This window comes from Pseudomonas syringae group sp. 26L6, from assembly GCF_032587815.1.
GTDB lineage: Bacteria > Pseudomonadota > Gammaproteobacteria > Pseudomonadales > Pseudomonadaceae > Aquipseudomonas > Aquipseudomonas amygdali.
Genome location: NZ_JAWHPJ010000038.1, coordinates 37522 through 61226, shown reverse-complemented (window position 1 = coordinate 61226; position 23705 = coordinate 37522). Strand labels below are relative to the sequence as shown.

The 23705-nt window shown below is 59.1% G+C and carries 18 protein-coding genes; 12 read left to right on the top strand and 6 right to left on the bottom strand.

Annotation, left to right across the window (positions count from 1 at the left end; genetic code table 11):
* The first annotated feature begins 680 nt into the window (after positions 1–680).
* From RYA97_RS17555 to RYA97_RS17540, 4 genes are all read left to right on the top strand, one after another.
* Entirely contained in the window at positions 681–1511 is an 831-nt protein-coding gene (locus tag RYA97_RS17555; RefSeq protein ID WP_005779650.1) for an energy transducer TonB, read from the top strand.
* A gap of 118 nt (positions 1512–1629) precedes the next feature.
* On the top strand, positions 1630–2358 hold the full coding sequence (locus RYA97_RS17550) for a MotA/TolQ/ExbB proton channel family protein (protein WP_316892789.1): 729 nt from the start codon (positions 1630–1632) through the stop codon (positions 2356–2358).
* A gap of 1 nt (position 2359) precedes the next feature.
* Positions 2360–2761 carry an ExbD/TolR family protein gene (locus RYA97_RS17545; RefSeq protein ID WP_002553831.1) on the top strand — a complete coding sequence of 134 codons (402 nt, stop codon included), beginning with the start codon at positions 2360–2362 and terminating at the stop codon, positions 2759–2761.
* Between the two features lie 280 nt (positions 2762–3041).
* Positions 3042–5444 (top strand): TonB-dependent receptor plug domain-containing protein, encoded by a 2403-nt coding sequence (locus tag RYA97_RS17540; protein WP_016980405.1) that lies wholly within the window; start codon positions 3042–3044, stop codon positions 5442–5444.
* Positions 5445–5624: 180 nt separating this feature from the next.
* On the opposite strand, the gene RYA97_RS17535 is transcribed toward RYA97_RS17540, so the two are convergent.
* Positions 5625–6662: an ABC transporter substrate-binding protein gene (locus RYA97_RS17535; protein WP_316892787.1), complete on the bottom strand. Its 1038-nt coding sequence runs from the start codon at positions 6660–6662 to the stop codon at positions 5625–5627.
* 233 nt (positions 6663–6895) lie between these two features.
* Here RYA97_RS17535 and RYA97_RS17530 point away from each other — a divergent pair, with 233 nt between their 5' ends.
* The 7 genes from RYA97_RS17530 to RYA97_RS17500 all read left to right on the top strand — a co-directional run bounded on the left by RYA97_RS17530 (position 6896) and on the right by RYA97_RS17500 (position 15771).
* Positions 6896–7711, top strand: coding sequence for a class II aldolase/adducin family protein (locus RYA97_RS17530; RefSeq protein WP_002553828.1), 816 nt, complete (start codon positions 6896–6898; stop codon positions 7709–7711).
* Positions 7712–7781: 70 nt separating this feature from the next.
* On the top strand, positions 7782–8690 hold the full coding sequence (gene glsB, locus RYA97_RS17525; RefSeq protein WP_002553827.1) for a glutaminase B: 909 nt from the start codon (positions 7782–7784) through the stop codon (positions 8688–8690).
* Between the two features lie 80 nt (positions 8691–8770).
* Entirely contained in the window at positions 8771–9841 is a 1071-nt protein-coding gene (locus RYA97_RS17520) for a DUF1615 domain-containing protein (protein ID WP_016980408.1), read from the top strand.
* Between the two features lie 306 nt (positions 9842–10147).
* Positions 10148–11959, top strand: a complete 1812-nt coding sequence (locus tag RYA97_RS17515) for an ABC transporter ATP-binding protein (RefSeq protein WP_004665547.1) — start codon at positions 10148–10150, stop codon at positions 11957–11959.
* 87 nt (positions 11960–12046) lie between these two features.
* The gene (locus RYA97_RS17510) at positions 12047–13084 is read left to right on the top strand and encodes an NADP(H)-dependent aldo-keto reductase (RefSeq protein WP_005783099.1); all 1038 of its coding nucleotides are present in this window, start codon (positions 12047–12049) and stop codon (positions 13082–13084) included.
* Positions 13085–13151: 67 nt separating this feature from the next.
* A complete protein-coding gene (locus tag RYA97_RS17505) occupies positions 13152–13952 on the top strand; it encodes an SDR family oxidoreductase (RefSeq protein ID WP_005733527.1) in 801 nt (266 codons plus the stop codon).
* Positions 13945–15771, top strand: coding sequence for a glycoside hydrolase family 15 protein (locus RYA97_RS17500; protein ID WP_316892786.1), 1827 nt, complete (start codon positions 13945–13947; stop codon positions 15769–15771). The genes RYA97_RS17505 and RYA97_RS17500 overlap by 8 nt, the downstream gene beginning before the upstream one ends.
* A 48-nt stretch (positions 15772–15819) precedes the next feature.
* Here the strand turns inward: RYA97_RS17500 and RYA97_RS17495 are convergent, their stop codons facing one another.
* Genes RYA97_RS17495 through RYA97_RS17475 form a run of 5 tightly spaced genes read right to left on the bottom strand, consistent with a single transcriptional unit; the run spans position 15820 to position 21770 of the window.
* Complete coding sequence (locus tag RYA97_RS17495) at positions 15820–17247, bottom strand: DUF2723 domain-containing protein (RefSeq protein ID WP_010192038.1); 1428 nt, start codon at positions 17245–17247, stop codon at positions 15820–15822.
* A gap of 53 nt (positions 17248–17300) precedes the next feature.
* On the bottom strand, positions 17301–18266 hold the full coding sequence (locus RYA97_RS17490) for a lysylphosphatidylglycerol synthase transmembrane domain-containing protein (protein ID WP_316892785.1): 966 nt from the start codon (positions 18264–18266) through the stop codon (positions 17301–17303).
* Entirely contained in the window at positions 18263–19003 is a 741-nt protein-coding gene (locus RYA97_RS17485; protein ID WP_005744202.1) for an SDR family oxidoreductase, read from the bottom strand. Before RYA97_RS17485 ends, RYA97_RS17490 begins: the two co-directional genes overlap by 4 nt.
* Complete coding sequence (locus tag RYA97_RS17480; RefSeq protein ID WP_316892782.1) at positions 19000–20316, bottom strand: FAD-binding oxidoreductase; 1317 nt, start codon at positions 20314–20316, stop codon at positions 19000–19002. Before RYA97_RS17480 ends, RYA97_RS17485 begins: the two co-directional genes overlap by 4 nt.
* The gene (locus tag RYA97_RS17475; RefSeq protein ID WP_316892780.1) at positions 20313–21770 is read right to left on the bottom strand and encodes a UbiA family prenyltransferase; all 1458 of its coding nucleotides are present in this window, start codon (positions 21768–21770) and stop codon (positions 20313–20315) included. Before RYA97_RS17475 ends, RYA97_RS17480 begins: the two co-directional genes overlap by 4 nt.
* Before the next feature lie 371 nt (positions 21771–22141).
* Here RYA97_RS17475 and norR point away from each other — a divergent pair, with 371 nt between their 5' ends.
* The gene (gene norR, locus RYA97_RS17470; protein ID WP_316892778.1) at positions 22142–23692 is read left to right on the top strand and encodes a nitric oxide reductase transcriptional regulator NorR; all 1551 of its coding nucleotides are present in this window, start codon (positions 22142–22144) and stop codon (positions 23690–23692) included.
* The last annotated feature ends 13 nt before the right edge of the window (positions 23693–23705 follow it).

The following is a 23705-nucleotide window of genomic DNA, read 5'->3' as shown; positions in this document are numbered from 1 at the left end:
GAGACGCTCCGCGTCACAACTCTGCGCCGCACTGCAATTCAAGAGAGGACGCAGAGCGTCCAGAACGGCATGCGACGCGGAGCGTCGCACGATAGTTGATCTACCTGACGACTATCGTTCCTCACGCTCCAGCGTGGGAATGCCTCTTGTGACGCTCCGCGTCACAACTCTGCGCCGCACTGCAATTCAAGAGAGGACGCAGAGCGTCCAGAACGGCATGCGACGCGGAGCGTCGCACGATAGTTGATCTACCTGACGACTATCGTTCCTCACGCTCCAGCGTGGGAATACCTCTCGTGACGCTCCGCGTCACAACTCTGCGCCGCACTGCAATTCAAGAGAGGACGCAGAGCGTCCAGAACGGCATGCGACGCGGAGCGTCGCACGATAGTTGATCTACCTGACGACTATCGTTCCTCACGCTCCAGCGTGGGAATGCCTCTCGTGACGCTCCGCGTCACAACTCTGCGTCGCACGATAGTTGAGGTTATCGTTCCTCACGCTCTGGCATCACGGTCTGCGCTGGTTCATATATTCATTTAAAGTCTAACCGGCGAACCAAATATTCTTTTCAGGAACAAGCCTCTTTCAGCGATGATTGCCTTGCCACATCAACTTTGGAAAGGTGACTGATACCAACAGAACCTGGATTTTTATCATGAAAATGCAGGAGTGTATCAATGGGCAATGTCCAGACCGCAGCCAGCGCACATGATGTGCCCTGGCGCCAGACGCCGAGTGGCGACCTGGTCGATCTGGGGCGTCCTTTCCGTGCGCCTCTGGCGTTATCGCGGTTGCAAAGCACCCCCAAACCCATACTTGGACGACGCGAAGCCATTCTGCTGGGTGCACTGGCGCTGGTATTTCATGGCGCGGTCATCTACTGGTTGAGCCAGAACCCGACACCCGCATTGCCGGTCGTGCCGCCGGAAATCCCGCCGATGACCATCGAGTTCTCTCAGCCCGCGCCGCCGGTTGTGGAGACGCCGCCGCCACCGCCCGAGCCTGTCGTGCAGCCTGTGGTCGAGCCGCCGCCCCCGGTCGAAGATGAACTGGCCGTCAAGCCGCCACCGCCCAAACCGATTCCAAAACCCAAGCCGCAGCCGCCCAAGCCGGTGGTCAAACCGGTCGTCAAGCCAGTGGCAAAACCGGTCGAGCAACCGGCCCCACCGGTGCCCGCGCCACCTGTCGCTGCACCTGCCGCTCCCGCACCGCCCGCGCCAAAACCGGTAACTCCGGCTTCTGCCAGCGCTGGCTATCTGCGCAACCCGGCACCGGAATACCCGTCGCTGGCAATGCGCCGCGGCTGGGAAGGCACCGTGCTGTTGCGCGTCCATGTATTGGCCAGCGGCAAGCCCGGCGAGATTCAGATACAGAAAAGCAGCGGCCGCGATCAATTGGATGACGCAGCGCTGGCAGCGGTGAAGCGCTGGAGTTTCGTGCCCGCCAAACAAGGCGACGTCGCCCAGGACGGCTGGGTCAGTGTGCCGATCGATTTCAAGATCAAATAACGTTTCAAGTTCCAATAAACACGATATTCGATTGACCCGGCGAGCTACCTGAACCAAAGGCGCATCGCGATACACCCCAATGCCTTGTTCAGACTTCGTTCATAAAGAGAGCTGCGCCATGAACCTACTTGCTTCGCCTTTTGAATCCATCGAACACGCGGTCATCTGGCTGCTGGTCATTTTTTCCGTCGCCACTTGGGGCCTGGCCCTGCTCAAAGGTGTGCAGTTCTCGCGCCTGAAGTCCCAGGACCGCAAGTTCCACAAGCAATTCTGGGCTGCATCGAGCCTGGATTCGGCCGCGCAACTGGCCCAGGAACAGCCCGGCGCTGCTGCTCGTGTTGCGCTGGCCGGTTACGCCGCCATTCAGGTGCCGGACGGCGCGCAGGCTAACGACCTCAGTCAGTCCATCAACCATCAGGACCGCCTTGAACGTGCCCTGCGTCAGCAGATCGTTCGGGAGCGCCGCTCGCTGGAGACCGGTCTGGCGATTCTCGCCAGTATTGGCAGCACCTCGCCGTTTATCGGCCTGTTCGGTACGGTCTGGGGCATTATGTCGGCGCTCAAGGGTATCAGTGCTGCCGGTTCGGCAAGCCTGGAAACCGTTGCCGGTCCTATCGGCGCAGCGCTGGTGGCAACCGGTGTCGGCATCGCCGTCGCCGTGCCTGCGGTACTGGTTTACAACTACTTCCTGCGGCGCCTGAAACTGACCGCTGCTGACCTGGATGACTTCGCCCACGACTTCTATAGCCTGGCGCAGAAGAGTGCATTTCGCGTGCTGCTGCATCCGGTCCTGAAGTCTGGCGCTATAGGCGGGCAGGCCGGCCAGAAAGTGAAGGAGGCATCCTGAGATGGCTTTCTCCACACAAGATACCGATGAAGTGCTGAGCGAGATCAACGTTACGCCGCTGGTGGACGTGATGCTGGTGCTGCTGGTGGTGTTCATCGTGACCGCGCCGCTGCTGACCAACTCGATTCCGATCAACCTGCCCAAGACCGAATCGGTTGCGCCGGTGGAACAGAAAGACCCGCTAGTGGTGAGTATCGACGGGCAGGGCAAGCTGTTCATCAACAAGGATGAAATTCAACCAGATCTGTTGGAAACCAGCCTCAAGGCGGCCAAGGACAAGGCCCCTGACGTGCGCGTGCAGTTGCAGGCGGACAATGGCGTGAATTACGGCGAAGTGGCACGAGCCATGGCTTCCATCGAACGCGCAGGCATTACCAAACTGTCGGTGATCACCGCAAAGTAAGCAATTCTTCGTCCATCAGCTTCATCAGTTTTGGGCCGCATCCTCAGGCAGGTGCGGCCTTTTTTTGTCCGCGCTTCCGGCATTTTTCAGTCTGGACACAAATGTAGATGCTTATTCTTTATTGATATTTAAATATTTAAATCAATGTCATTAAGCTATAAAGCATCGGACCTCCGGAACACCAATCAGACACTGTAATGATCGCTACCGTCCGCCGCACGGATCGCTCGTTGTAACCAGAACAGAGTTTCTGGATCAAGGATTTTCAAGGGGTAGTGGTATGGGGAGTTTCAAACGGAGTGTATTGGCAACGGCGATTTTTTCAGCCAATTTGCTGAGCGTCGCAGGCATCAGTGCAAGCGCTCATGCTGCACAGGCAACAGATGAGCAAAACAGCCAGGGCGCATCCACCCTGAGCACGGTAATCGTTACCGGCACTCGGGCGCAGGAGCGCACCGCCAGTGCTTCGCTGTCGCCCATCGATGTGATTTCCGGCGACAGCCTGCGCAGTTCCGGCTCCAGCGAATTGGGCACGGTGCTGGCGCGCTTGATCCCTTCGATCAACTTTCCGCGGCCCAGCCTGGTGGACGGTGCCGAGCTGACCCGACCGGCGCAATTGCGCGGGCTGTCGCCGGATCAGGTGCTGGTGCTGGTCAATGGCAAGCGCCGCCACACATCGGCCTTTGTCAACCTGGGTGGGGCGGTGGGACGCGGTTCGGCACCTGCCGACCTGAACGCCATTCCGCTGTCTGCCATTGACCACATCGAAGTGCTGCGCGATGGTGCTTCAGCGCGTTACGGTTCCGATGCGATTGCCGGGGTGATCAACATCATCCTCAAAAGCGCCGATCATGGCGGCTCGATTTCCAGCAAATACGGCCAATACAAGAAGGGCGACGGGATTCAGCGTCAGGTGTCCGGCAACACCGGTTTCGCGCTGGGCGACAACGGCACGTTGAACCTGTCGGGTGAAGGCTCCAACAACGACTACACCAACCGTGCCGGTGATGATTTTCGTACTTCCAGCATAGGTTCCACTACTTACGGTCAGCAGGTGTTCCGTCAGGGTGAGCCGCAAACCCACGAGGGCAAGCTGCAATACAACGCCGAGTACAGTTTCAACGATGCGGCGGAGTTCTACAGCTTCGGTGGCTACAGCAAGCGCCGTGGTGAAACGGCCGCGTTTTATCGGCCGAGCAACGCCTCCAACAACATCGCTGCGATTTACCCCAACGGTTATCTGCCACTGATTAACGGCACGCTGGAAGACACCTCGCTGGTAGCGGGATTACGCGGCGAGCTGGCGGATGACTGGCACTACGACGTGTCTGCCAACTACGGGAAAAATACCTATGAACTGCGCACCAAAACCATCAATACGTCACTTGGCCTGAACACGCCGCGCTCGTTCGATAACGGCACGCTGACCAACGATCAGAAGCAACTTGGCTTCGATCTGTCGCGGGAGTTCAGCGCGGCATGGCTGCCTTACCCGGTGTCGGTCGCGTTCGGCGCCGAATACCTGCACCAGGGTTATCAGATCGAGGCGGGGCAGGCCGAGTCGTATTTTCAGACCGGCAGTTCCGGGCTGGGCGGCTTCCGCGCCGCCGATGCAGGCAGCTACTCGCGACACAACTTCGCCCAGTATCTGGATGTGGAAACCAACCTGACCGAGAAGCTCGGTGTGTCGGCTGCCGTTCGCCACGAGGACTACAGCGATTTTGGCTCCAACGTCAGCGGCTCGCTCTCGGCGCGTTATGACTTCACCCCGCAGGTGGCTTTGCGAGGCAGCGTATCGACAGGCTTCCGCGCCCCTTCACTGGCGCAGCAGAATTTCACCTTTACCTCGTCACAACTGATTGGCAACACTATCCAGGAAGCGGGCACGTTTCCGGCCGGCAGTAACGTTGCGCAACTGTTAGGCGCCGAAGACCTCAAGCCCGAAAAGTCGCGCAACTACAGCCTGGGCCTGGTGCTCCAGCCACTGGACAGCCTGACTGTGACCGCCGACGTCTATCGCATCGATATTCAGGATCGTATCTCGCTGTCCTCTAACCTGGTGCTCAACAACACGGCCATCAACTACCTGCGCAGCAATGGCGTGGGTGATATCAACTACACCAGCGCGCGCTATTTCACCAACGCCACAGACACCAGCACCGATGGTGTCGATCTGGTCGCCAATTACCGCTACCAGTTCGATAACGGCGTCCGTTGGAACAGCACAGTGGGCTACAACTACAACCACACTAAAGTCACCGACGTGAAAGCCAACCCGGCGATTCTCGATCAGTTAGGGGTGAATCTGGTTCGGGTGGATCGCAGGGAGCGCATCGGTCTGCTGGGTGACACCACTCCGCAGCACAAACTGACGCTGGGCAATGATCTGACGTTCGGTAACTGGGCACTGCATTCCAACCTGGTTCGCTACGGCGAGTTCACCAGCTACCAGGCCGACAAGGTCAACGATCAGACCTTCAGCGCTGCGTGGCTGCTGGACCTCGCAGTAGACTACACACTCAAGAACTGGGTCTTCACCCTGGGCGGCGATAACGTCACCGACAAGTACCCCGAAAAGCTCAACGACTTCTCGTCCAGCGGCGGCAACCTGGCTTACAGCACGTTCTCGCCTTACGGGTATAGCGGGGCGTTTTACTACGGCAAGGTGACGTACAACTGGTAATTTGATTTGTCGCTGATTGTCGTCCCAATGCTTCGCGTGATACACAAGTCCGCTCTTGATTCTGGCCGAAGGCCGTGGGAGCGGACCGGGCGACGCTCCCACGCCCTCCGGGCAGAAGCCCGTCATCCGGACTTGTCTATACGCCGAGCGACTGTTGCGTATAAGGATCAGTGCGAGAACTCAACTGCCCTGCAACGGGGTGGCATCCTGAAAAAAGTAATCCTTCCACGACGCTGGCTTGTTCTTGATCGCGCCGACACGGTACAAAAACTCGGCCAGCGGGTAGGTGTTCTTCGGCGTGATGGTGAATTGAAACTCCGGCTGATGAATGATCTTCAACAGTTCGGCACGGTCGATCTTCGCCTTGGTGACGCGCAGGTAGATGTCGGCGGCAGCCCCGATGTCTTTACTGACGAAAGCTTCTGCCTCGGCCAGCGCTTCAATGAAGGCCTTGTAGGTTTTCGGGTTTTCGTTGCGAAATTTCTCGGTGGCGAACAGTACGGTGGGAGAGTTAGGCCCCAGCAGGTCATAAGTGTTGAGCACGACATGCACGTTGGGGTTTTTCAGTTCCTGATCCTGATAGGGCGGGTTGGAAAAGTGCCCGGTCAATTCGGTGCCACCCGCGATCAGGCTGGCGGCGGCGTCCGGGTGCGGCAGGCTCAAGGTGTACTTGTCCAGGCGTGCGTATTCCTTATCACCCCAAAGTTTTGCGGCGGCGAATTGCAGGTAGCGTGACTGCACTGAAACACTGACTGCCGGCACCGCGATGCGGTCCTTTTCGGTGAAGTCGGCGATGGTTTTGACGTTGGGGTTATTGCTCACCAGGTAATAGGGGAAGTTGCCCAGCGATGCGACCGCCTTGACGTTCTGCCTGTCCTTGGTGCGGTCCCAGATGGTCAGCAACGGGCCAACCCCTGCACCGGCAACATCGATGGAGCCCGACAGCAGCGCATCGTTGACCGCCGAACCTCCGGACAGTTGGGTCCAGTCCACCTTGATCTCCAGGCCGTCTTGCTTGCCGTGTTTCTCGATCAATTGTTGATCGCGCACCACGTTGAGCAGCAGGTAGACGATGCCGAATTGCTCGGCGATGCGAATTTCGCCTTCAGCCTGTGCGCTGGCGGGCGCAATCAGCGTTCCGGTCAATAGCGCGGCACCAAGCCCGATGGCCGCTGCCAGACGGCTGAAACGGGGTAGAAAGGGGGCAGGTTTTGACATGCATGGCTCCAAAACGGAAACGGACTTTTCTGGAGCATATCGCTATATAAAAATTTATTTAAATAACCTTAACGAATATGAATAGACCGCCTGATGCGCTTGGGAAGCCTATACACCAGTCATTCTTAATATTCTTATTTTTTATAATTAGCTTAGAAGTAAATGTGATTTTTAATTGATTTGTAATGCGCCTAGTCTGGCTGGCCAGTCAGCAGTCACCAAGGAGCAACATTATGAGCAACGTCAGCGCTTTGCCACTCCAGCCAGGTACTACGCCGTCGGGTGGCGGCAGTGTGCGTGACAGGGTTTCGCCGCAGGAATGGGAAGTCCGGGTCAAGTTGGCGGCGGCCTATCGGCTGGCCGCGCTCAAGCGCTGGACCGACCATATCTATACACACTTCTCGGCGCGGGTACCGGGGCCGGACGAGCACTTTCTGATCAACGCGTTTGGCCTGTTGTTCGATGAAATCACCGCATCCAATCTGGTCAAGGTCGACATCGACGGCACGATTGTCGATGACCCGACAGGGCTGGGTATCAACTACGCCGGTTACGTGATTCACAGTGCCATTCACGCTGCGCGCCATGACCTGCAAGCGGTGCTGCACACCCACACCCGTGACGGTATCGCAGTGTCGGCGCAAAAGGACGGATTGCTGCCGATCTCCCAGCACTCCATTGCCTTCTCCGGGCGCGTGGCCTATCACGGTTACGAAGGCATTGCGCTGGACCTGAGCGAGCGTGAACGACTGGTCGCGGACCTGGGTGACAAGAGCGTGATGATCCTGCGCAATCACGGCTTGCTCACCGGCGGGGTGAGTGTAGAGCACGCATTCCAGCAGCTGCATGCCCTCGAGTACGCCTGCAACATCCAGATTGCAGCGCAGTCTGCCGGCAACGCAGAGCTGGTGTTTCCGCCCCGGGAGGTCATCGCCAAAGTGGAAGAGCAGGCCAAGGCCATCAAGGACGGTAATGGTCCGGGTGTCGCCCGACACTGGAATGCGCTGATCCGCGAGCTGGAGCGTAGCGGCACCGATTACCGGGACTGAGCCTGCAACACAGTGATGCGAGGCGCCTGGGGTTGGTGTAGTGTGCGCAGCCAAAACATGGGGCGCACACATGCAAGACCTGCTGAACGAAATCCTCGATGAAGTAAGACCCTTGCTTGGTCAGGGCAAGGTGGCCGATTACATTCCGGCGCTGGGCGGGGTGCGGCCTGATCAACTGGGCATTGCGGTGTACGGCAACGACGGCCAGGTGTTCAGCGCCGGTGATGCCGAAACGCAGTTTTCGATACAGAGTATTTCCAAGGTGTTCAGCCTGGTGCAGGCCATCGGGCACTCCGGTGAGGACATCTGGCAGCGCCTGGGGCACGAGCCCTCCGGCCAGCCGTTCAACTCGCTGGTGCAGCTGGAATTCGAACGGGGCAGGCCGCGCAACCCCTTCATCAACGCCGGCGCGCTGGTGATCTGCGACATCAATCAGGCACGGTTTGCGGCGCCGTCGCTGTCAATGCGTGACTTCGTTCGACGCCTGTGCGGCAACCGGGCGATCACCTCCGATTCCAAAGTTGCGGAATCCGAATACCAGCACCGTTCGCGCAACGCCGCAGCGGCCTATCTGATGAAGTCCTTCGACAATTTTCATGGCGATGTGGAAGACGTGCTACGCAGCTATTTCCACCATTGCGCGCTGAGCATGAATTGCATTGATCTGGCCAAGGCCTTCGGTTTTCTGGCCAATCAGGGCTTCTGCACTCACAGTGGCGAGCAGATACTCACCGCACGCCAGGCCACTCAGGTCAATTCGATCATGGCCACCAGCGGTCTTTACGACGAAGCCGGTAACTTTGCCTATCGTGTCGGCCTGCCAGGCAAGAGCGGAGTAGGGGGTGGTATCGTTGCGATTGTGCCGGAGCGCGCTTCGGTCTGTGTGTGGTCTCCGGAGTTGAACGCGGCGGGCAATTCCCTTGTCGGTATGGCTGCGCTGGAAAAACTCAGCGCGAGGATCGACTGGTCGGTGTTTTAAAGCCTTCTGAAGTGAACGGTGCGGTAAAGCGCGAACCTGGCAGGAGTCATGGATTGAATCGAAGGCTAAGCAAATCGCTCATGCTGAGCGTCGGGCTGCTGGTGCTGGCAGGTTGTGGCACCCAGCGTGTGCAGGAACCGGAACTGAGCCCGGAACAGGCGCGTGCGCAGATCGTGCGCCTGATGCCTGCCACTGTTACGGATCGGCAGGCTTGGGCAACGGATATCCATGCCGCATTTGCCGCGCAGAAAATTCCGATGACCACCGAAAACCTGTGCTCGGTATTGGCTGTGACCGAACAGGAGTCAACCTTTCAGGTCGATCCTGCGGTGCCGGACATGGGCCGCATTGCCCGTGCCGAAATAAACCGCCGCGCGGCGCGCTTGCATATCCCCAATGCGTTGATAGCCACTGCATTGCGCGTACGTTCACCAGACGGCAAGACCTATGGCAAACGCCTCGATTCAGCCCGCACAGAGAAAGACCTCAGCGCGATCTTTGATGATTTCATCGGCATGGTACCGCTGGGCCAGGCACTGTTCGGCAATTTCAACCCGGTCAAGACCGGCGGCCCGATGCAGGTAAGCATCGCCTTTGCCGAGAAGCATGCGGAAGATTATCCCTACACGGTGGATGGCTCGATCCGACGCGAAGTCTTTACTCGCCGTGGCGGCATGTATTTCGGCATCGCTCATCTACTGGGTTACCCGGTGAACTACACCCAGTCCCTGTACCGCTTTGCCGATTTCAATGCCGGTTGGTACGCCAGTCGCAATGCCGCGTTTCAGAACGCGGTGAGTCGTGCGACCGGCATCGAGCTGGCGCTTGATGGCGATCTGATTCGTTTCGACTCCACCTCGCCAGGCTCCACCGAGCTGGCAGTGCGAACCCTGGCTGACCGGCTGGGCATGAACAAGTCACAGATATGGAACCAGCTCAAGCAGGGCGATACCCTGGAGTTCGAAGAGACCGATCTGTACAGCAAGATGTTTGCACTGGCGGACAAGGCAGCAGGCAAGCCCTTGCCAAGAGCCATCCTGCCCGGCATCACCCTGAAAAGCCCGAAAATCACCCGCAACCTGACCACCGCCTGGTTCGCCGAGCGCGTCGACGACCGCCGCGAACGCTGTGTGCTGCGTGCGCCGAAGTGAGGGTGAGTCCGGAATAAGCGATCACACATCGATTATCGTTAGCACGCTCCGCGTGGTAATGCAGTTCGTGACGCTCCGCGTCACACATTAGAGCCTTGACACCTGATTCAGGCCGTACGAGATGCTGGCCTGAGCTCCGGTTACGCCTGCTGTTTCACCAGACTGAAGATGTGTGACGCAGAGCGTCACGAACTGCATGCCAACGCGGAGCATTGGCACGATAGTCATCTCAAGGCTTTGTGTATAACGATGAGCGCTCCAGTGAACTGCCCCCTATATGTAAGGCTCTTCAGGATTTTTTAACGTATGCCGGTTTTCAAACGCTTCACGTCGTTCATGCAGCAGGCCTTACGGGCCATGCATCTGGTCTGGACCACGTCCCGAGCGCTCTCCGTTGGCTTGATCGTTGCCACGCTGGTGGCAGGCTTGCTGCCCGCGCTGGCCGCCTGGCTGGGGCAGCGGATTGTCGATGCGGTGGTCAGTGCCATGCAACTGCATGCCAGCACTGGCGAGGCTCCTTTATGGCCGGTGTTGCGTTATGTGTTGCTTGAGGCCGGTGTACTGGCCCTGCTGGCCGGTGCGCAACGCGGGCTGTCGGTGCAGCAGGCGCTGTTGCGGGTGTTGCTGGGGCAGAAGGTCAATACGTTGATTCTGGAGAAGGCCCAGACCCTGTCACTGTCGCAGTTCGAAGACTCGGAGTTTTACGACAAGCTCGTGCGCGTCCGGCGTGAAGCCTCGACACGGCCGCTGGCACTGGTGACCAAATCCCTGGGATTGCTGCAAAACCTCATTTCGCTGATCAGCTTTGCCGTACTGCTGGTGCATTTCTCGCCCTGGGCGTTGCTGATTCTGGTGCTCGGCGCATTGCCGGTGTTCTTTGCCGAGGCGCATTTTTCCGGCGACGCGTTCCGCCTGTTTACCCGGCGTGCTCCGGAAACCCGTCGGCAGAACTACATCGAAACACTGCTCTCCCACGAGGGCTACATCAAAGAGGTCAAGCTGTTCGGCTTCGCGCCGCTGCTGCTCAAACGATATCGCGACACCTTTGAACGGTTGTATGCCGAAGACCGCCGCTTGACCGTGCGCCGTGATGGCTGGGGCTTTCTGCTCGGCTTGCTGGGCACTGCTTCGTTCTATCTGGCGTACGCCTGGGTGGTGGTCGATGCGGTGCATGGGCGTATTACCCTGGGGCAGATGACCATGTACCTGGTGCTGTTCAAGCAAGGGCAGGCCGCTGTGAGCAGCAGCCTGAGTGCGATCAGTGGTTTGTACGAGGACGGGCTGTACCTCGCCGACCTGTACATTTACCTCGGTCAGCCGGTCACGCCGTCTGCTGGCAGCCTGACCCAGGGTGCGCTGCCCGGCGATGGCATGCGTTTCGAGAACGTCAGCTTCACTTACCCTGGCACCAGCCGCGCAGCACTGGAAAACATCGATCTGCATCTTGCACCGGGTCGTAGCGTGGCGCTGGTGGGCGAGAACGGCTCGGGGAAGACCACCCTGATCAAGTTGCTGACGCGCCTTTATCAGCCCGACCAAGGCCGCATTCTGCTGGATGGCAGCGATCTGCAGGACTGGGACGAAGACGCCCTGCGGTCGCGCATCGGCGTGATTTTTCAGGACTTCATCCGCTATCAGTTTCTGGTCGGTGAAAACCTCGGGGTCGGCGATACCCATGCCTTTCACGACGAAACCCGCTGGCGCGAAGCCGCTGCGCAAGGCATGGCAGCGCAGTTTATCGAACAACTCGACAAGGGTTACGCCACACAATTGGGGCGTTGGTTCGCAGGCGGTCAGGAGCTGTCCGGCGGGCAGTGGCAGAAAATCGCGCTGTCACGCGCCTATATGCGCCGCGATGCCGATATTCTGATTCTCGATGAGCCCACTGCCGCGTTGGATGCCGGGGCAGAAGCTGCGGTATTCGAGCACTTTCGCGAGTACGCCAAGGGACGCATGACGCTGCTGATTTCCCACCGTTTTTCCAGTGTGCGCAACGCCGAACATATCGTGGTACTGGAGCATGGGCGGGTGCTGGAGCGCGGTGATCACGACAGCCTGATCGCCGCCGCAGGGCGCTACGCCGCGCTGTTCGATCTGCAGGCGCAAGGCTATCGTTAGATAAAAAGTGTTGCAGTGAATGACCAGTCGGCGTTTTATGGGAGCCCTGTTTCAAGCTGTATCTTTTTGAATCAAACGGAGACATCGATGCAATTTCGTAAATTGGGCAAAACCGATCTGTCGGTCAGCGCGATCTGTCTGGGCACCATGACCTGGGGCGAGCAGAACACCCAGGATGAAGCATTCGAACAGATTCGTATGGCCAAGGATGCCAAGGTCAACTTCCTAGACACGGCAGAAATGTACCCGGTGCCGCCGCGTGGCGAGACTTACACCAAGACCGAAAGCATCATCGGCGAGTACTTCAAGAAGTATGGGGACCGCAACGACTGGGTACTGGCCAGCAAGGTCGCCGGTCCAGGTCGCATGGATCATATCCGCGATGGCAATCCGCGGCTTGACCGCAAGAACATCACTGCGGCGCTGGAAGCCAGCCTCAAGCGCCTTAATACCGATTACCTGGACCTGTACCAGTTGCACTGGCCGGATCGCAAGACCAACTTCTTCGGCATGCTGGGTTACACCCACGACCCGGATGATCAGGCTGTCGAAATCGAAGAAACCCTGTCGGTACTGGGCGATCTGGTCAAGGCGGGCAAGATTCGCCACTTCGGCCTCTCCAACGAAACGCCATGGGGCACTCAGCGTTTTCTGCACCTTGCCGAAACCCTCGATCTGCCACGTGCTGTCTCGATCCAGAACCCCTACAACCTGCTTAACCGCACCTTCGAAGTGGGTCTGGCAGAAATCGCTATTCGCGAACAGATCGGCTTGCTGGCCTATTCGCCACTGGCGTTCGGTGTGTTGGCCGGCAAGTACCTGGACGGTGCACGTCCGGCTGATGGCCGCCTGACCCTGTTCGAGCGTTTCCAGCGCTACAACAACCCGCAGGCCGTCACTGCCACAGCCAAGTATGTCGCGCTGGCTCGCGAGCATGGTCTGGATCCATCGCAGATGGCGCTGGCCTATGTCACCAGCCGTCCGTTCGTGACCAGCAACATCATTGGTGCCACGAAACTGGATCAACTGAAGATCAATCTGGAGAGCATCGACGTCACGCTGTCCGACGAGGTCATCGCCGGCATCGAAGCCATTCATACCACTCAGCCCAACCCGGCACCCTAAGCCGAACTGAACTTACTTTCAGCCTCGTCAGTCAGCACTAGTACGCTTACTCCGAGGCTGAAATTCGATGCATATCTCACTCAAGCAACAAGTCGCTATCGTCACCGGAGCCAGTTCCGGTCTCGGCGCGGGTGCCGCGCGAGCGCTGGCGGACGCCGGGGCGGCGGTGGTGATCAATTACAACTCCAAGGCTGAACCTGCCGAGAAGCTGGCTGAAGAGATTCGCGCAGCGGGCGGTCGCGCCCTTGCTGTCGGGGCCGACGTGTCGAAAGAAGCAGACGTCGAGCGCCTGTTTGCGCAGACCATCGAGCACTTTGGCGCATTGGACATCCTGGTCGCCAACTCGGGCCTGCAAAAAGACGCAGCCATCGTCGACATGAGCCTGGAAGACTGGAACACGGTCATCAACGTCAACCTGACCGGGCAATTTCTCTGTGCCCGCGCTGCGTTGCGCCAGTTCATCAAGCAAGGCATGCGCCCTGATGTGTCACGGGCGATGGGCAAGATCATTCACATGAGTTCGGTGCATCAGTTGATCCCATGGGCCGGGCATGTCAATTACGCTGCATCCAAAGGCGGCGTCGACCTGTTAATGCGCAGCATCGCTCAGGAAGTCGGCGAGCTGAAAATTCGCGTCAACAGCGTCGCGCCGGGTGCTATTCGCACGCCGATCAATGCCGACGCGCGCAAGGGCGACGCCGAGAAGGAAATGCTCAAGCTGATCCCTTATGGCCGTATCGGTGAGCCCGAAGACGTCGCCAATGCCGTGCTCTGGCTGGCCTCCGATGCCTCGGATTATGTGCACGGCACGACCCTGTACATCGACGGCGGGATGACCCTTTATCCGGAGTTCCGTGGCAATGGCTGACTTTCCCCAAGAAGCGCAAAACCGTATCGAAGACCACGGCATCATCGGCGATATGCGCAGCGCCGCGTTGATCGCCAACACCGGCAGCATCGATTTCTGCTGCTGGCCGGATTTCGACAGCCCGTCGATTTTCACCGCGCTGCTGGATACGCCCGATGCCGGGATCTTTCAGCTGGCGCCCGATTTGCCTGGCGCCAGGCGGCTGCAGATCTACCTGCCGGACACCAATGTCCTGCAAACCCGCTGGATTTCCGAGGACGCGGTGGTGGAAGTCACCGACCTGATGCCGATCGGTGAAGATCAGGACGATCTGCCGCGCATCGTGCGCAGGGTTCAAGTGCGTTTTGGCGAGGCCACCATTCGCATGCGCTGCCGGGTACGCATGGACTACAGCCGTGCTGAAACCACCGCTCGCGTCGATGGCCAGGACATCTGTTTCGAGGCCGAAGGGCAGCCAGGCATGCGCTTGTCGGCCGCTACGCCGCTACAGCTGCAGCAGCAGGACGCTGTAGCCGAGTTTCACATGCATAAAGGCCAGACCGTCGAGTTCATTCTTGGCGGTATCGACGACCCGAACGTGGCGGCAGGCAAGTGCTCGCGCTATTTCGACGACACACTGAAATTCTGGCGGCGCTGGGCCGGGCAATCGCAATACAAGGGCCGCTGGCGTGAAATGGTCACCCGCTCGGCGCTGGCGCTCAAGCTGCTGACCTCGCGCAAGCATGGCGGCATTGTCGCAGCCGCGACGTTCGGTCTGCCGGAAACCGAGGGCGGCGAGCGCAACTGGGACTACCGTTACACGTGGATACGTGACGCATCATTCACCGTGTATGCGTTCATGCGCCTGGGGTACACCGATGAAGCCAATGCCTTCATGAGCTGGGTGCGCGGGCGACTGGATGACTGCTGTGAACAGACCGAGAAACTCGGCATTCTGTATGCCCTCGATGGCCACGCAGAATTGCCGGAAGACAATCTCGATCATTTGTCCGGCTACGGCGGTGCTCAGCCGGTACGCATCGGCAATGAGGCCTACAAGCAGGTTCAGCTGGATATCTATGGCGAACTGATGGACGCCGTCTACCTGGCCAACAAGTATGGAGACGCTATTTCCCATGATGGCTGGCAGCATGTCGTTCGCCAGGTCGACTACGTGTGCGAACACTGGAGCGACCGCGATGTGGGCATCTGGGAAATGCGCGGTGGCGATCAGCATTTTCTGCATTCGCGGCTGATGTGCTGGGTTGCACTGGACCGGGCACTGCGCCTGGCGTTCAAGCGCTCGCTGTCGGGGCCCTTCGAGCGCTGGACCAGGGTACGTGAAGAGATCCACAACGACATCTGGGAGAGTTTCTGGAACGAAGACCTGGGCCACTTCGTGCAGCACAAGGGCAGCCGCAATCTGGATGCCTCAATGCTGCTGATGCCGCTGGTACGCTTTGTCGGTGCCAATGACCCGAAGTGGCTGGCGACGCTGGACGCCATCGAGGCAGCACTGGTGCGTGACGGGATGGTATTCCGCTATCGCAACGATGATGATCACGATGACGGACTGGCAGGCGAAGAGGGCGCATTCGTTGCCTGTTCGTTCTGGTACGTCGAATGTCTGGCCCGTGCCGGTCGGGTCGAGCAGGCGCATCTGGAGTTCGAACAATTGCTGCGTTACGCCAACCCGCTGGGCTTGTACGCCGAAGAATTCGACGCGCATGCTCATCATCTCGGTAATACACCGCAGGCCCTGAGCCATCTGGCGTTGATCAGCGCGGCCAGTTTTCTGGACCGCAAACTGGGCGGCGGGCAGGCGCTCTGGCAGCCTTGAGAGTATGCGCGAATGTGTCATGAATGTGAGTCAGAGGTTCATTCATGATCAGTTCGCCTGCAATGAATATCCTGCCGGCTGTTCTTCCAGCCGGTAGTTCTGTGTAAGCGTCCCGCAATAGCTCAACCGTGGCAGATAGACGCCGTTGCTGTTCAAGGCCGCTCGAATGGCAACGTTGTCGTCGCACATGGCCAGCCTGCGACCGCCAAGCAGCCCGATGGCTTGCCCGGAGCGCATGGCACCCATCGGTGTCCAGTCGGCGATGATCAACGCACCGTTGGGCACGACCTGTTCATAGGCGCGCACGAACTGCTCGGCAGAGCGGTCGCGCAGGTAAGGCACCATGAAATAACGGATATCGTCGCGATAGGGCAGCTTCTCCTTATGCTCAGGAAAATGTATGACCCCGTTTGCGTAAAGTGAATACGCCAACAGAACCACTGTCGGCGAGGACAATACCGAGAGATTGAGCAAGGTGCTGCGTGTCACATTGTGTGGCAAAACCCGCCGCAGCTGAATCATGCCGATGATGCTCAGCATCGCCACGCCGGGTAGAAAAAAGGTGAAACGGTCGGTCACGTTATAGGAAATGGCAAAAACCAGATTCAACAGCGCCGCACTCCACAACAACCGCAGCCGACTCTCCTTGGGAAACAGCAGCAGCCCCGCCAACTGCGGCCCTATCAGTGACAGCAGCACCAGTATGGCTGCGTTCCTTTCCTCCAGGAGTTCGTCGAAACGCAACAGGCTACCCTCCCACTCCGGCCCCGCAATGGTCGCGGACGCACCGGTCAGGTAACGTCGAGCAATATCCAGCAGGCCCAATCCGGTGTTCAGGTCATTGAACACCGCGACAGCCGCCGCTGCGAAGCCGAGCATGAAGCCGGGCAGGGTGATCAAAACGCGCGCTTTATACAGGTACAGCAGATGCAGGTACAGCGGCAGCAGGACCACGAAGGTCAGTTGATGAGTCGAGGCCGCCATTCCAGTCAGCACGCCAATCATGAACAGCTTTTTCAGCGGCGTCAGACGGTTACTGTCATTGAACTGCAGCGTATAAGCCAGCAGTACGAACAGCGTGTGCAGCAGGTAAACCTCGGCTTTGGTCGACACCCAGAACACTCCGTGCGCCAATACCGTCGCTGCGCCAGCGAGTACGGCCTGACGTTGCCCGGCGCCGAGGCTTTGCGCCAGTCGATAGACAATCCATGCCAACGGCACGAGGAGTAACGAATTCAGCAGGCTGAGCGCGCGTGAGCCGAACAGTGTGAAGAATACCGAGTTGAGCAGTTGATAAAGCGGATGCTCCAGCGGTCCGAGCGACTGACTGAAATAATGGCCTTCGCGGGCGTTGGCCAGAAACATGCCATTGTCCATCCATTGCACCGGCCCGCTGGAGGCCAGAAAACTTGCGGCGATGGCGGCACCCAGCAGAAACAGGGGCATGGCAATCGAGGTGCGCGAATCGGGTGGCATTGAACAGCTCCTCCGTAGGTGAACAAAAGGTGTCGGGTGCCTGCTTTACTGCCTCAAGGCTGACGTCCCGGTGCTGCAGCGTTGAATCGGGAAAGCATCACGGCACCGATCGCCACTGCGAACCACAGGGTCGCCAGACGTATCAGCAGCGTGGCGGCAATCGCGTCGGCCCCAGGCATGCCCTTGAACATCAGCAGCCCGACCATCACTGCTTCGGCACTGCCCAGGCCACCCGGCATGAAGCTCAACGCTCCGGCGAGCATTGCCAGTGCATAGGTGAACACGGCAAACGTCAGTGGGATCTGCGCGCCCATCCAGCCAAGCATCCAGTAAAACGCTAGTGCCTCGGCGCTCCAGGCAAGCAGACTGAGCAGGCTGGCGGTCAGCAACACTCTCCCGTGCAGGCATTGACGGGCGGCGAGCAGGATGTCGAACAGCTGCCGCCGCAGCCTGTGCAGTCGTGTGCTCTTCTCCGTCGGCAGCGCACCTCGCATGCGCTTTAGCAAATGACCCTGAGACAGCACCAGCAGCCCCGCCAGAACCAGCGCCAGGCCGATAAAAATCATGGGTTGCGCCTGCGGGTACCACGACAGACCGAACAGCGTCAGCAGCACGATGGCCAGCAGATCGGACAGGCGTTCGCTGAAAAATGCAGCAAAACTTTGTGGGTACGGTACGCCCAGCGGCCTGAGTAATACGCCACGCAGTGCTTCGCCGGCCTTGCCGGGCGTGGTTGTCAGGGCGAAGCCGGCCAGGTAGATCCGCAGGCTTTGCCGCCAGGCAAGCGGATGCCCCAGCACCTCAAGGTAAAGCTGCCAGCGTCCGAAGCGCAGCGCGTAGTTGATTGCCGACATCAGCAAGACCAAGCCAATGCCCTGCACCCCGACCTTGCCGGTTGCTGCGCTGACTGCCTGCCAACCGCCCCACAGGGAAAATCCCAGATAGCCCAGTGCCGAGACGACGACCGACAGCAGCACTGCCCGATAGCGCCAGCCTGACAGCAGCGGCATGTCGCTCAAAGGTCGAGCCTTTTGAATAATGGCTGTGGAATCGCGCGAATCACCCACATGATCCATGCCCAGAAGCCCGGCGCATAAAGGCTTGTAGACCGGCGTGCGATGCCCTTGACGATGCGCTCGGCAACAGCTGCCGGTTGCGCAACCAGCAAGGCAGGCAACGGCAGGCCGTGGGTCATGGGCGTGTCGACAAAACCCGGCTTGATGGTCACTACGTGTACGCCGAGTTTGAACATCCGCGCCTGCAACCCATCGCAGAACGTCGAGACGGCAGCCTTGGCCGAGCCGTACAGGTAATTGGAAGGGCGTCCTCGATCACCAGCGACGGAGGAAAGCACTGCCAGTGTGCCGCAGCGCTGCACTTCGAAATGCCTGGCCAGCAGGGTCAGCAAGGCAATAACCGATGCACCGTTGGTGATGAATTCCTGTATGGCCAGACCTGCGTATTGCTCGCAGGCCTTCTGGTCGGGCAGGGTGCCGTGAGCCAACAGGACGATATCGATCTGCCCCAATGCAGCCAGACAGTCGGCCAGCATCGCCGGGTGCTCTGAAAAGTGCGTAACGTCCAGTCGGTGTGTGTCGATACGCCCGGCACCGCGCGCCTTGAGATCGGCTGCATTGCTGTCGAGCTTCTCCATGTCGCGCGCCACCAGAAAAAAATCACAGCCCTGCGCGGCCCAGAGTCGGGCACAGGCGTGGGCGATGGCTGATGTCGCGCCGATGATCAGAATTTTTTTCATGGCATCACTCGTTTCCAGAAGCGGGACATCAAGGAAGGGTCACGCAGGGCTTCAAGTTGCTCCCAGGCTGGATAGGCCTGGCGGAAATCGCTCCCGGTCATGTGTGCATCTTTTGCCGGATATAGACGTCCACCCGCTTCACGGACAATGGCATCCAGGCGTGGGAACAGTGTTTCGGCCAGCTCGCGCGTCTGCGAAAAATCCAGTGCCAGCGAAGTACCCGGCATCGGGAAGGACAGCAGCCCCGGCGAAGCGATATCGCCGCAGCGCTTGAGTACCGCAAGGAATGAACCCCGGCCCGATGCAGCAATCGCATCGAGCAGCAGTTGCATGGCCTTGGGCGCGCAATGCTCGGGGATCACGCACTGGTATTGCTGAAACCCTTTGCGACCATAAAGACGATTCCAGTGCTGGATGCGATCCAGCGGGTAGAAGAACGCTTCGCACGCGCTGCGGCGGGCCTTGGCCTGTTGTGGATGGGCGTGCCAGTAGATCGAATTGAATGCACGCAAGGACAGATGGTTGACCAGTGAAAGCGGGGCAATGAACGGTATGCTCAGACGCTTGGGCGCATCGACCGTTAGCGACCCGTAACGAGCGTGGTCGCCGACGATGTACACGCCACGGCCGCTATTACTGCCTCGCGCGAGGCAATCAATCCAGGCCACGCTGTATTCGTGCTGCGCGTCCAGTTCGTGCGACAGGGTAAAAAATTCTGCCAGATTGGCGAAACGCACCACCTTGCTGTTGATCTGACTGGTACGGATCGGCATCAATTGCAGCTCGACCCGACTGATAACGCCGGTCAAGCCCAGGCCGCCGATGCTGGCAGCGAAAAACAAAGGGTTTTCCACGGCCGAACAAACCATCGGCGGCTCGCCATGACGGATCAATTCGAAACGCATGACATGACAGCCGAAGGTGCCGCGTAGATGATGATTCTTGGCATGCACGTCGTTGGCAAGCGCGCCGCCTATCGTCACAAACTGCGTGCCCGGTGTGACCGGTAGAAACCAGCCGCGCGGGATTGCTGCCGCCAGCAGTTGTGACAGGGTCATGCCTGCTTCCAGTTGCACCACGCCGTTCTGCCAGTCTGCGGCGATGAAGCGATCCAGCTTGCGCATGTCCAGTACGTGACCACTGCTTGCCAGACAACTGTCGCCGTAGCTACGGCCGTTGCCGAACGGCAGGCTGGTGTGATGGTGCGCAAGTGTTTCCGAGATGTGCGCCGGCAAGCGATTTACCGCCTCACAGTCATGACCTTGCTGGGCAACCTGCGGGTAGCGCCCCCAGGAGTAGAGAGGCGCGCTCATGCGGCGATCCAGAACACCAGCAGGAACAGAAAACCGATCCCCTGGCTGAGCCGGTCGCGGATTGCGAAAACTACCGGGTCCTCGTTCATCTGGCCGCGATGGGTGAGCATCCAGATCCGGGTGATCCAGAACAACAGCAACGGGCAGGCCAGCCAGATCACATGCGGATGCTGATACAGGGCAACCGTCGCGCCCTCATGGATGTAAAGCGCCAGGACCATTACCGCCAGATTGCCCGACGATGCACCCAGGGAGGCGATCATGTCCAGATCGCCCGGGTAGTAGCCGCGGCCGCGTGTCTTGACGGTCACATCGCACAGCCTCGCGTCGCGCAGTTCGGCATAGCGCTTGACCAGCGCGAGGCTGAGAAACAGAAACATTGAAAATGCCAGAATCCAGAACGTCAGCGGCAACTGAAACGCCGCTGCACCGGCCAGGATGCGCGTGGTGTAGAGCATCGCCAGAACAATGACGTCTACTGCCATGTGGCGCTTGAGGTAAAGCGAGTAGACCAGCGTCAGCAAGTAATAGGCGGCCAGCACCGCCGCAAATTGCCATGGCAACATGATTGCCGCGCCGGCGAAGGCTGCTGCGAGCAACAGCGGGATCACCAGTAAGCCGGATTCGATCGACAACTGACCGCTGGCGAACGGGCGCTCGCGTTTGCTTCGATGGTGGCGGTCATCTGCCAGATCAAGCAGGTCATTGAGCAGGTAAACGCTTGATGCGCAGAGCCCGAAACACAAAAATGCCAGCAATCCGTCGAGCAGCAATTGCGTGCTCTGGACTTGGTGAGCAGCGAGCAGGGGCACAAAAATCAGTGTGTTTTTCAGCCATTGGTGGAGGCGCAACGCCTTGTACCACGCACTGCGTCGGGACGATGTGGATTTGATCACCTGTTCGACGTTTCCTTGTGCCCGCGCCGCGCGCTCCACACCTGCGAGCGGGCTGGCGACGATGGCCTTGCGTGAGACTTTCCAGATGCACAGGTCGTCCCGGGAATTACCGATGTAATCAAAGCCGCCCTCACCATAATGGCTGACCAGCAAATCGCGTTTGCGATGGGCAGAAAGATTGGTTTTACCGTCCGAGGCCCAGACCTGATCAAACATTTGCAGGTGTGCTGCAATCTGGTTGGCAAGGGTTTCGTGAGAGGCCGTTGCCAAAACCACCCTGCGCCCGTGCTGCCGACTGGTCTGGATATAAGCGATGACCGCAGCATCGTAGGGCAGTAACGCAATGTCGATGTCGATGTCGGTGCCCAGAGCCAGCCCTTGCTTGAGGGGCGCCTTGCCTTGTAACAGCCAGGTAAAAAGCTTGAATACCTGTAGTGGTCGGCCGCGGATAAAAGCTACTGCGGTTTCAAACAGCAAATCTGAACGCAGCAGCGTTCCATCGAGGTCGACAACCAGAGGTGTATCAACCTCAAGAACTCCTCCTTGAGTGCCTGGCATGAACAGTTGCTCCTGTAAAAGTGAGCGCACTATGGAACAAGACCGGACAATCGCCACATCAATAAAATTAAACGATATCCATCATTCAGCCGTGCCTGTGGCGTCAGGAAAATTAAGGATCGGGCAACTGTAATTGCATGAACGCTATTGATTCATTGATTGACCAAATAACGGAATCTGGTACGGAAACTGTAAAGTTAATGAGTCATTTCAGAGGGCTGATTAACGGCGGTGGCTCTGATTCGCGCGTTGATACAACGTGTTCGACATACGGTGCCAGAACGGGCGAGCCTGGATAAACATCGCGGTGACCACTTATTCAGCCTGGCGAGTCATAATGACGCCTTTGTTGGCCGTCTGCTGGAGTCGTAATGACCCACCCCCTGTTGCGTGAGCTGATACCGTTGGTGTCCGACCTGTCCAGAGAACTGCCGGACGAAGAGCGTTATCGGCGTCTGCTGTGCTCGCTGCGCCACTGGCTGCCTTGCGACGCTACAGCACTGCTCAGGCTTGAAGGTGATGTGTTGATTCCGCTGGCGGTCGACGGTCTCAGCCCGGACGCGCTCGGTCGTCGCTTCCGGGTCAGCGAGCATCCTCGCTTCGAGGCGTTGCTTGCGAGTGACGGGCCGCTGCGCTTTGCTGCCGATTGCGATTTACCGGACCCTTATGACGGGCTGGTCGACGGTCATGGCGCGTTGGAAGTGCATGATTGCCTGGGCTGCGTGCTGTCTGTTCAGGGGCGGCCCTGGGGGCTTATTACCCTGGATTCGCTGGACCCTTCCAGCTTCGGCAGCGTCGATCTGGATAACCTGCAGGCCTTCGCCAGCCTCGCCGCGGCAACGGTCATGGCGGGCGAGCGCATCAACCAGTTGGCGCGGGGTTTTGAAGATCAGCGCCACTTGGCCGAGGTCTACAAGCGCGCTGCCGGAGGGCGAGCACCTCGCGAGCTGATTGGTCAGAGCGCGGTTCACCAGCGTATGCAGCAGGAGATTGAACTGGTCGGCAACAGCCCGCTGACGGTACTGGTCATGGGTGAAACCGGTGTCGGCAAGGAGTTGGTGGCCGAGTCCATCCATCTGCACTCGCCGCGGGCACACAAGCCGCTGATCAGCCTCAACTGCGCCGCGCTGCCTGAAATGCTGGTCGAAAGCGAATTGTTCGGGCATGTCAAAGGCGCTTTTTCCGGGGCGGTCAATGGGCGTAGCGGCAGGTTCGAGCTGGCGGATGGCGGTACGTTGTTCCTTGACGAGGTGGGTGAGCTGCCATTGTCGGTGCAATCCAAGCTGTTGCGTGTGCTGCAAAGTGGTCAGTTGCAACGGGTCGGTGCTGATCAGGAACACCATGTGGATGTGCGCATCATCGCTGCCACCAATCGTGATCTGGCCGAGGAAGTGCGCTCCGGCCGGTTTCGGGCGGATCTCTATCATCGATTGAGCGTCTACCCGCTGCTCGTGCCAGCACTGCGCGAGCGCGGACGGGATGTGTTGCTGCTGGCTGGCTATTTTCTCGAGGAAAACCGTGTGCGCATGGGGCTACGTGGGCTGCGCCTGAGCGCCGAGGCGCAGCGGCTGCTGCTCGCGCACCCCTGGCCGGGTAACGTTCGTGAGCTGGAGCACCTGATCAGCCGGGCGGTGCTCAAGGCGCTGTCTGCCCATCCGCAAAAGCCGCGCATCCTGACGGTCGAAGGGCCAGCGCTGGGTCTCGACGGCTCGGCGTCTGCCACGCCACTGCCCACGGCTGAAAAAGCCCTTTCAGCGGCTGCGCAGGGGGCAGGGCTTAAGGCGTCGGTGGATGCTTTTCAGCGTTCTTTGATTGTTGATTGTCTTGAACGACATCAAGGCCGTTGGGCAGAAGTGGCGCGCGATTTAGCGGTGGACAGAGCCAATCTCAATCGACTTGCCAAGCGCCTGGGTATTCGCTGATATATCCGAATGG

What these genes read in the sequence shown, in the direction of transcription:
- RYA97_RS17555 (WP_005779650.1), top strand. Translation starts at nt 681, where the DNA reads ATGGGCAATGTCCAGACCGCAGCCAGCGCACATGATGTGCCCTGGCGC.
- RYA97_RS17550 (WP_316892789.1), top strand. Translation starts at nt 1,630, where the DNA reads ATGAACCTACTTGCTTCGCCTTTTGAATCCATCGAACACGCGGTCATC.
- RYA97_RS17545 (WP_002553831.1), top strand. Translation starts at nt 2,360, where the DNA reads ATGGCTTTCTCCACACAAGATACCGATGAAGTGCTGAGCGAGATCAAC.
- RYA97_RS17540 (WP_016980405.1), top strand. Translation starts at nt 3,042, where the DNA reads ATGGGGAGTTTCAAACGGAGTGTATTGGCAACGGCGATTTTTTCAGCC.
- RYA97_RS17535 (WP_316892787.1), bottom strand. Translation starts at nt 6,662, where the DNA reads ATGTCAAAACCTGCCCCCTTTCTACCCCGTTTCAGCCGTCTGGCAGCG.
- RYA97_RS17530 (WP_002553828.1), top strand. Translation starts at nt 6,896, where the DNA reads ATGAGCAACGTCAGCGCTTTGCCACTCCAGCCAGGTACTACGCCGTCG.
- glsB (WP_002553827.1), top strand. Translation starts at nt 7,782, where the DNA reads ATGCAAGACCTGCTGAACGAAATCCTCGATGAAGTAAGACCCTTGCTT.
- RYA97_RS17520 (WP_016980408.1), top strand. Translation starts at nt 8,771, where the DNA reads ATGCTGAGCGTCGGGCTGCTGGTGCTGGCAGGTTGTGGCACCCAGCGT.
- RYA97_RS17515 (WP_004665547.1), top strand. Translation starts at nt 10,148, where the DNA reads ATGCCGGTTTTCAAACGCTTCACGTCGTTCATGCAGCAGGCCTTACGG.
- RYA97_RS17510 (WP_005783099.1), top strand. Translation starts at nt 12,047, where the DNA reads ATGCAATTTCGTAAATTGGGCAAAACCGATCTGTCGGTCAGCGCGATC.
- RYA97_RS17505 (WP_005733527.1), top strand. Translation starts at nt 13,152, where the DNA reads ATGCATATCTCACTCAAGCAACAAGTCGCTATCGTCACCGGAGCCAGT.
- RYA97_RS17500 (WP_316892786.1), top strand. Translation starts at nt 13,945, where the DNA reads ATGGCTGACTTTCCCCAAGAAGCGCAAAACCGTATCGAAGACCACGGC.
- RYA97_RS17495 (WP_010192038.1), bottom strand. Translation starts at nt 17,247, where the DNA reads ATGCCACCCGATTCGCGCACCTCGATTGCCATGCCCCTGTTTCTGCTG.
- RYA97_RS17485 (WP_005744202.1), bottom strand. Translation starts at nt 19,003, where the DNA reads ATGAAAAAAATTCTGATCATCGGCGCGACATCAGCCATCGCCCACGCC.
- RYA97_RS17480 (WP_316892782.1), bottom strand. Translation starts at nt 20,316, where the DNA reads ATGAGCGCGCCTCTCTACTCCTGGGGGCGCTACCCGCAGGTTGCCCAG.
- RYA97_RS17475 (WP_316892780.1), bottom strand. Translation starts at nt 21,770, where the DNA reads ATGCCAGGCACTCAAGGAGGAGTTCTTGAGGTTGATACACCTCTGGTT.
- norR (WP_316892778.1), top strand. Translation starts at nt 22,142, where the DNA reads ATGACCCACCCCCTGTTGCGTGAGCTGATACCGTTGGTGTCCGACCTG.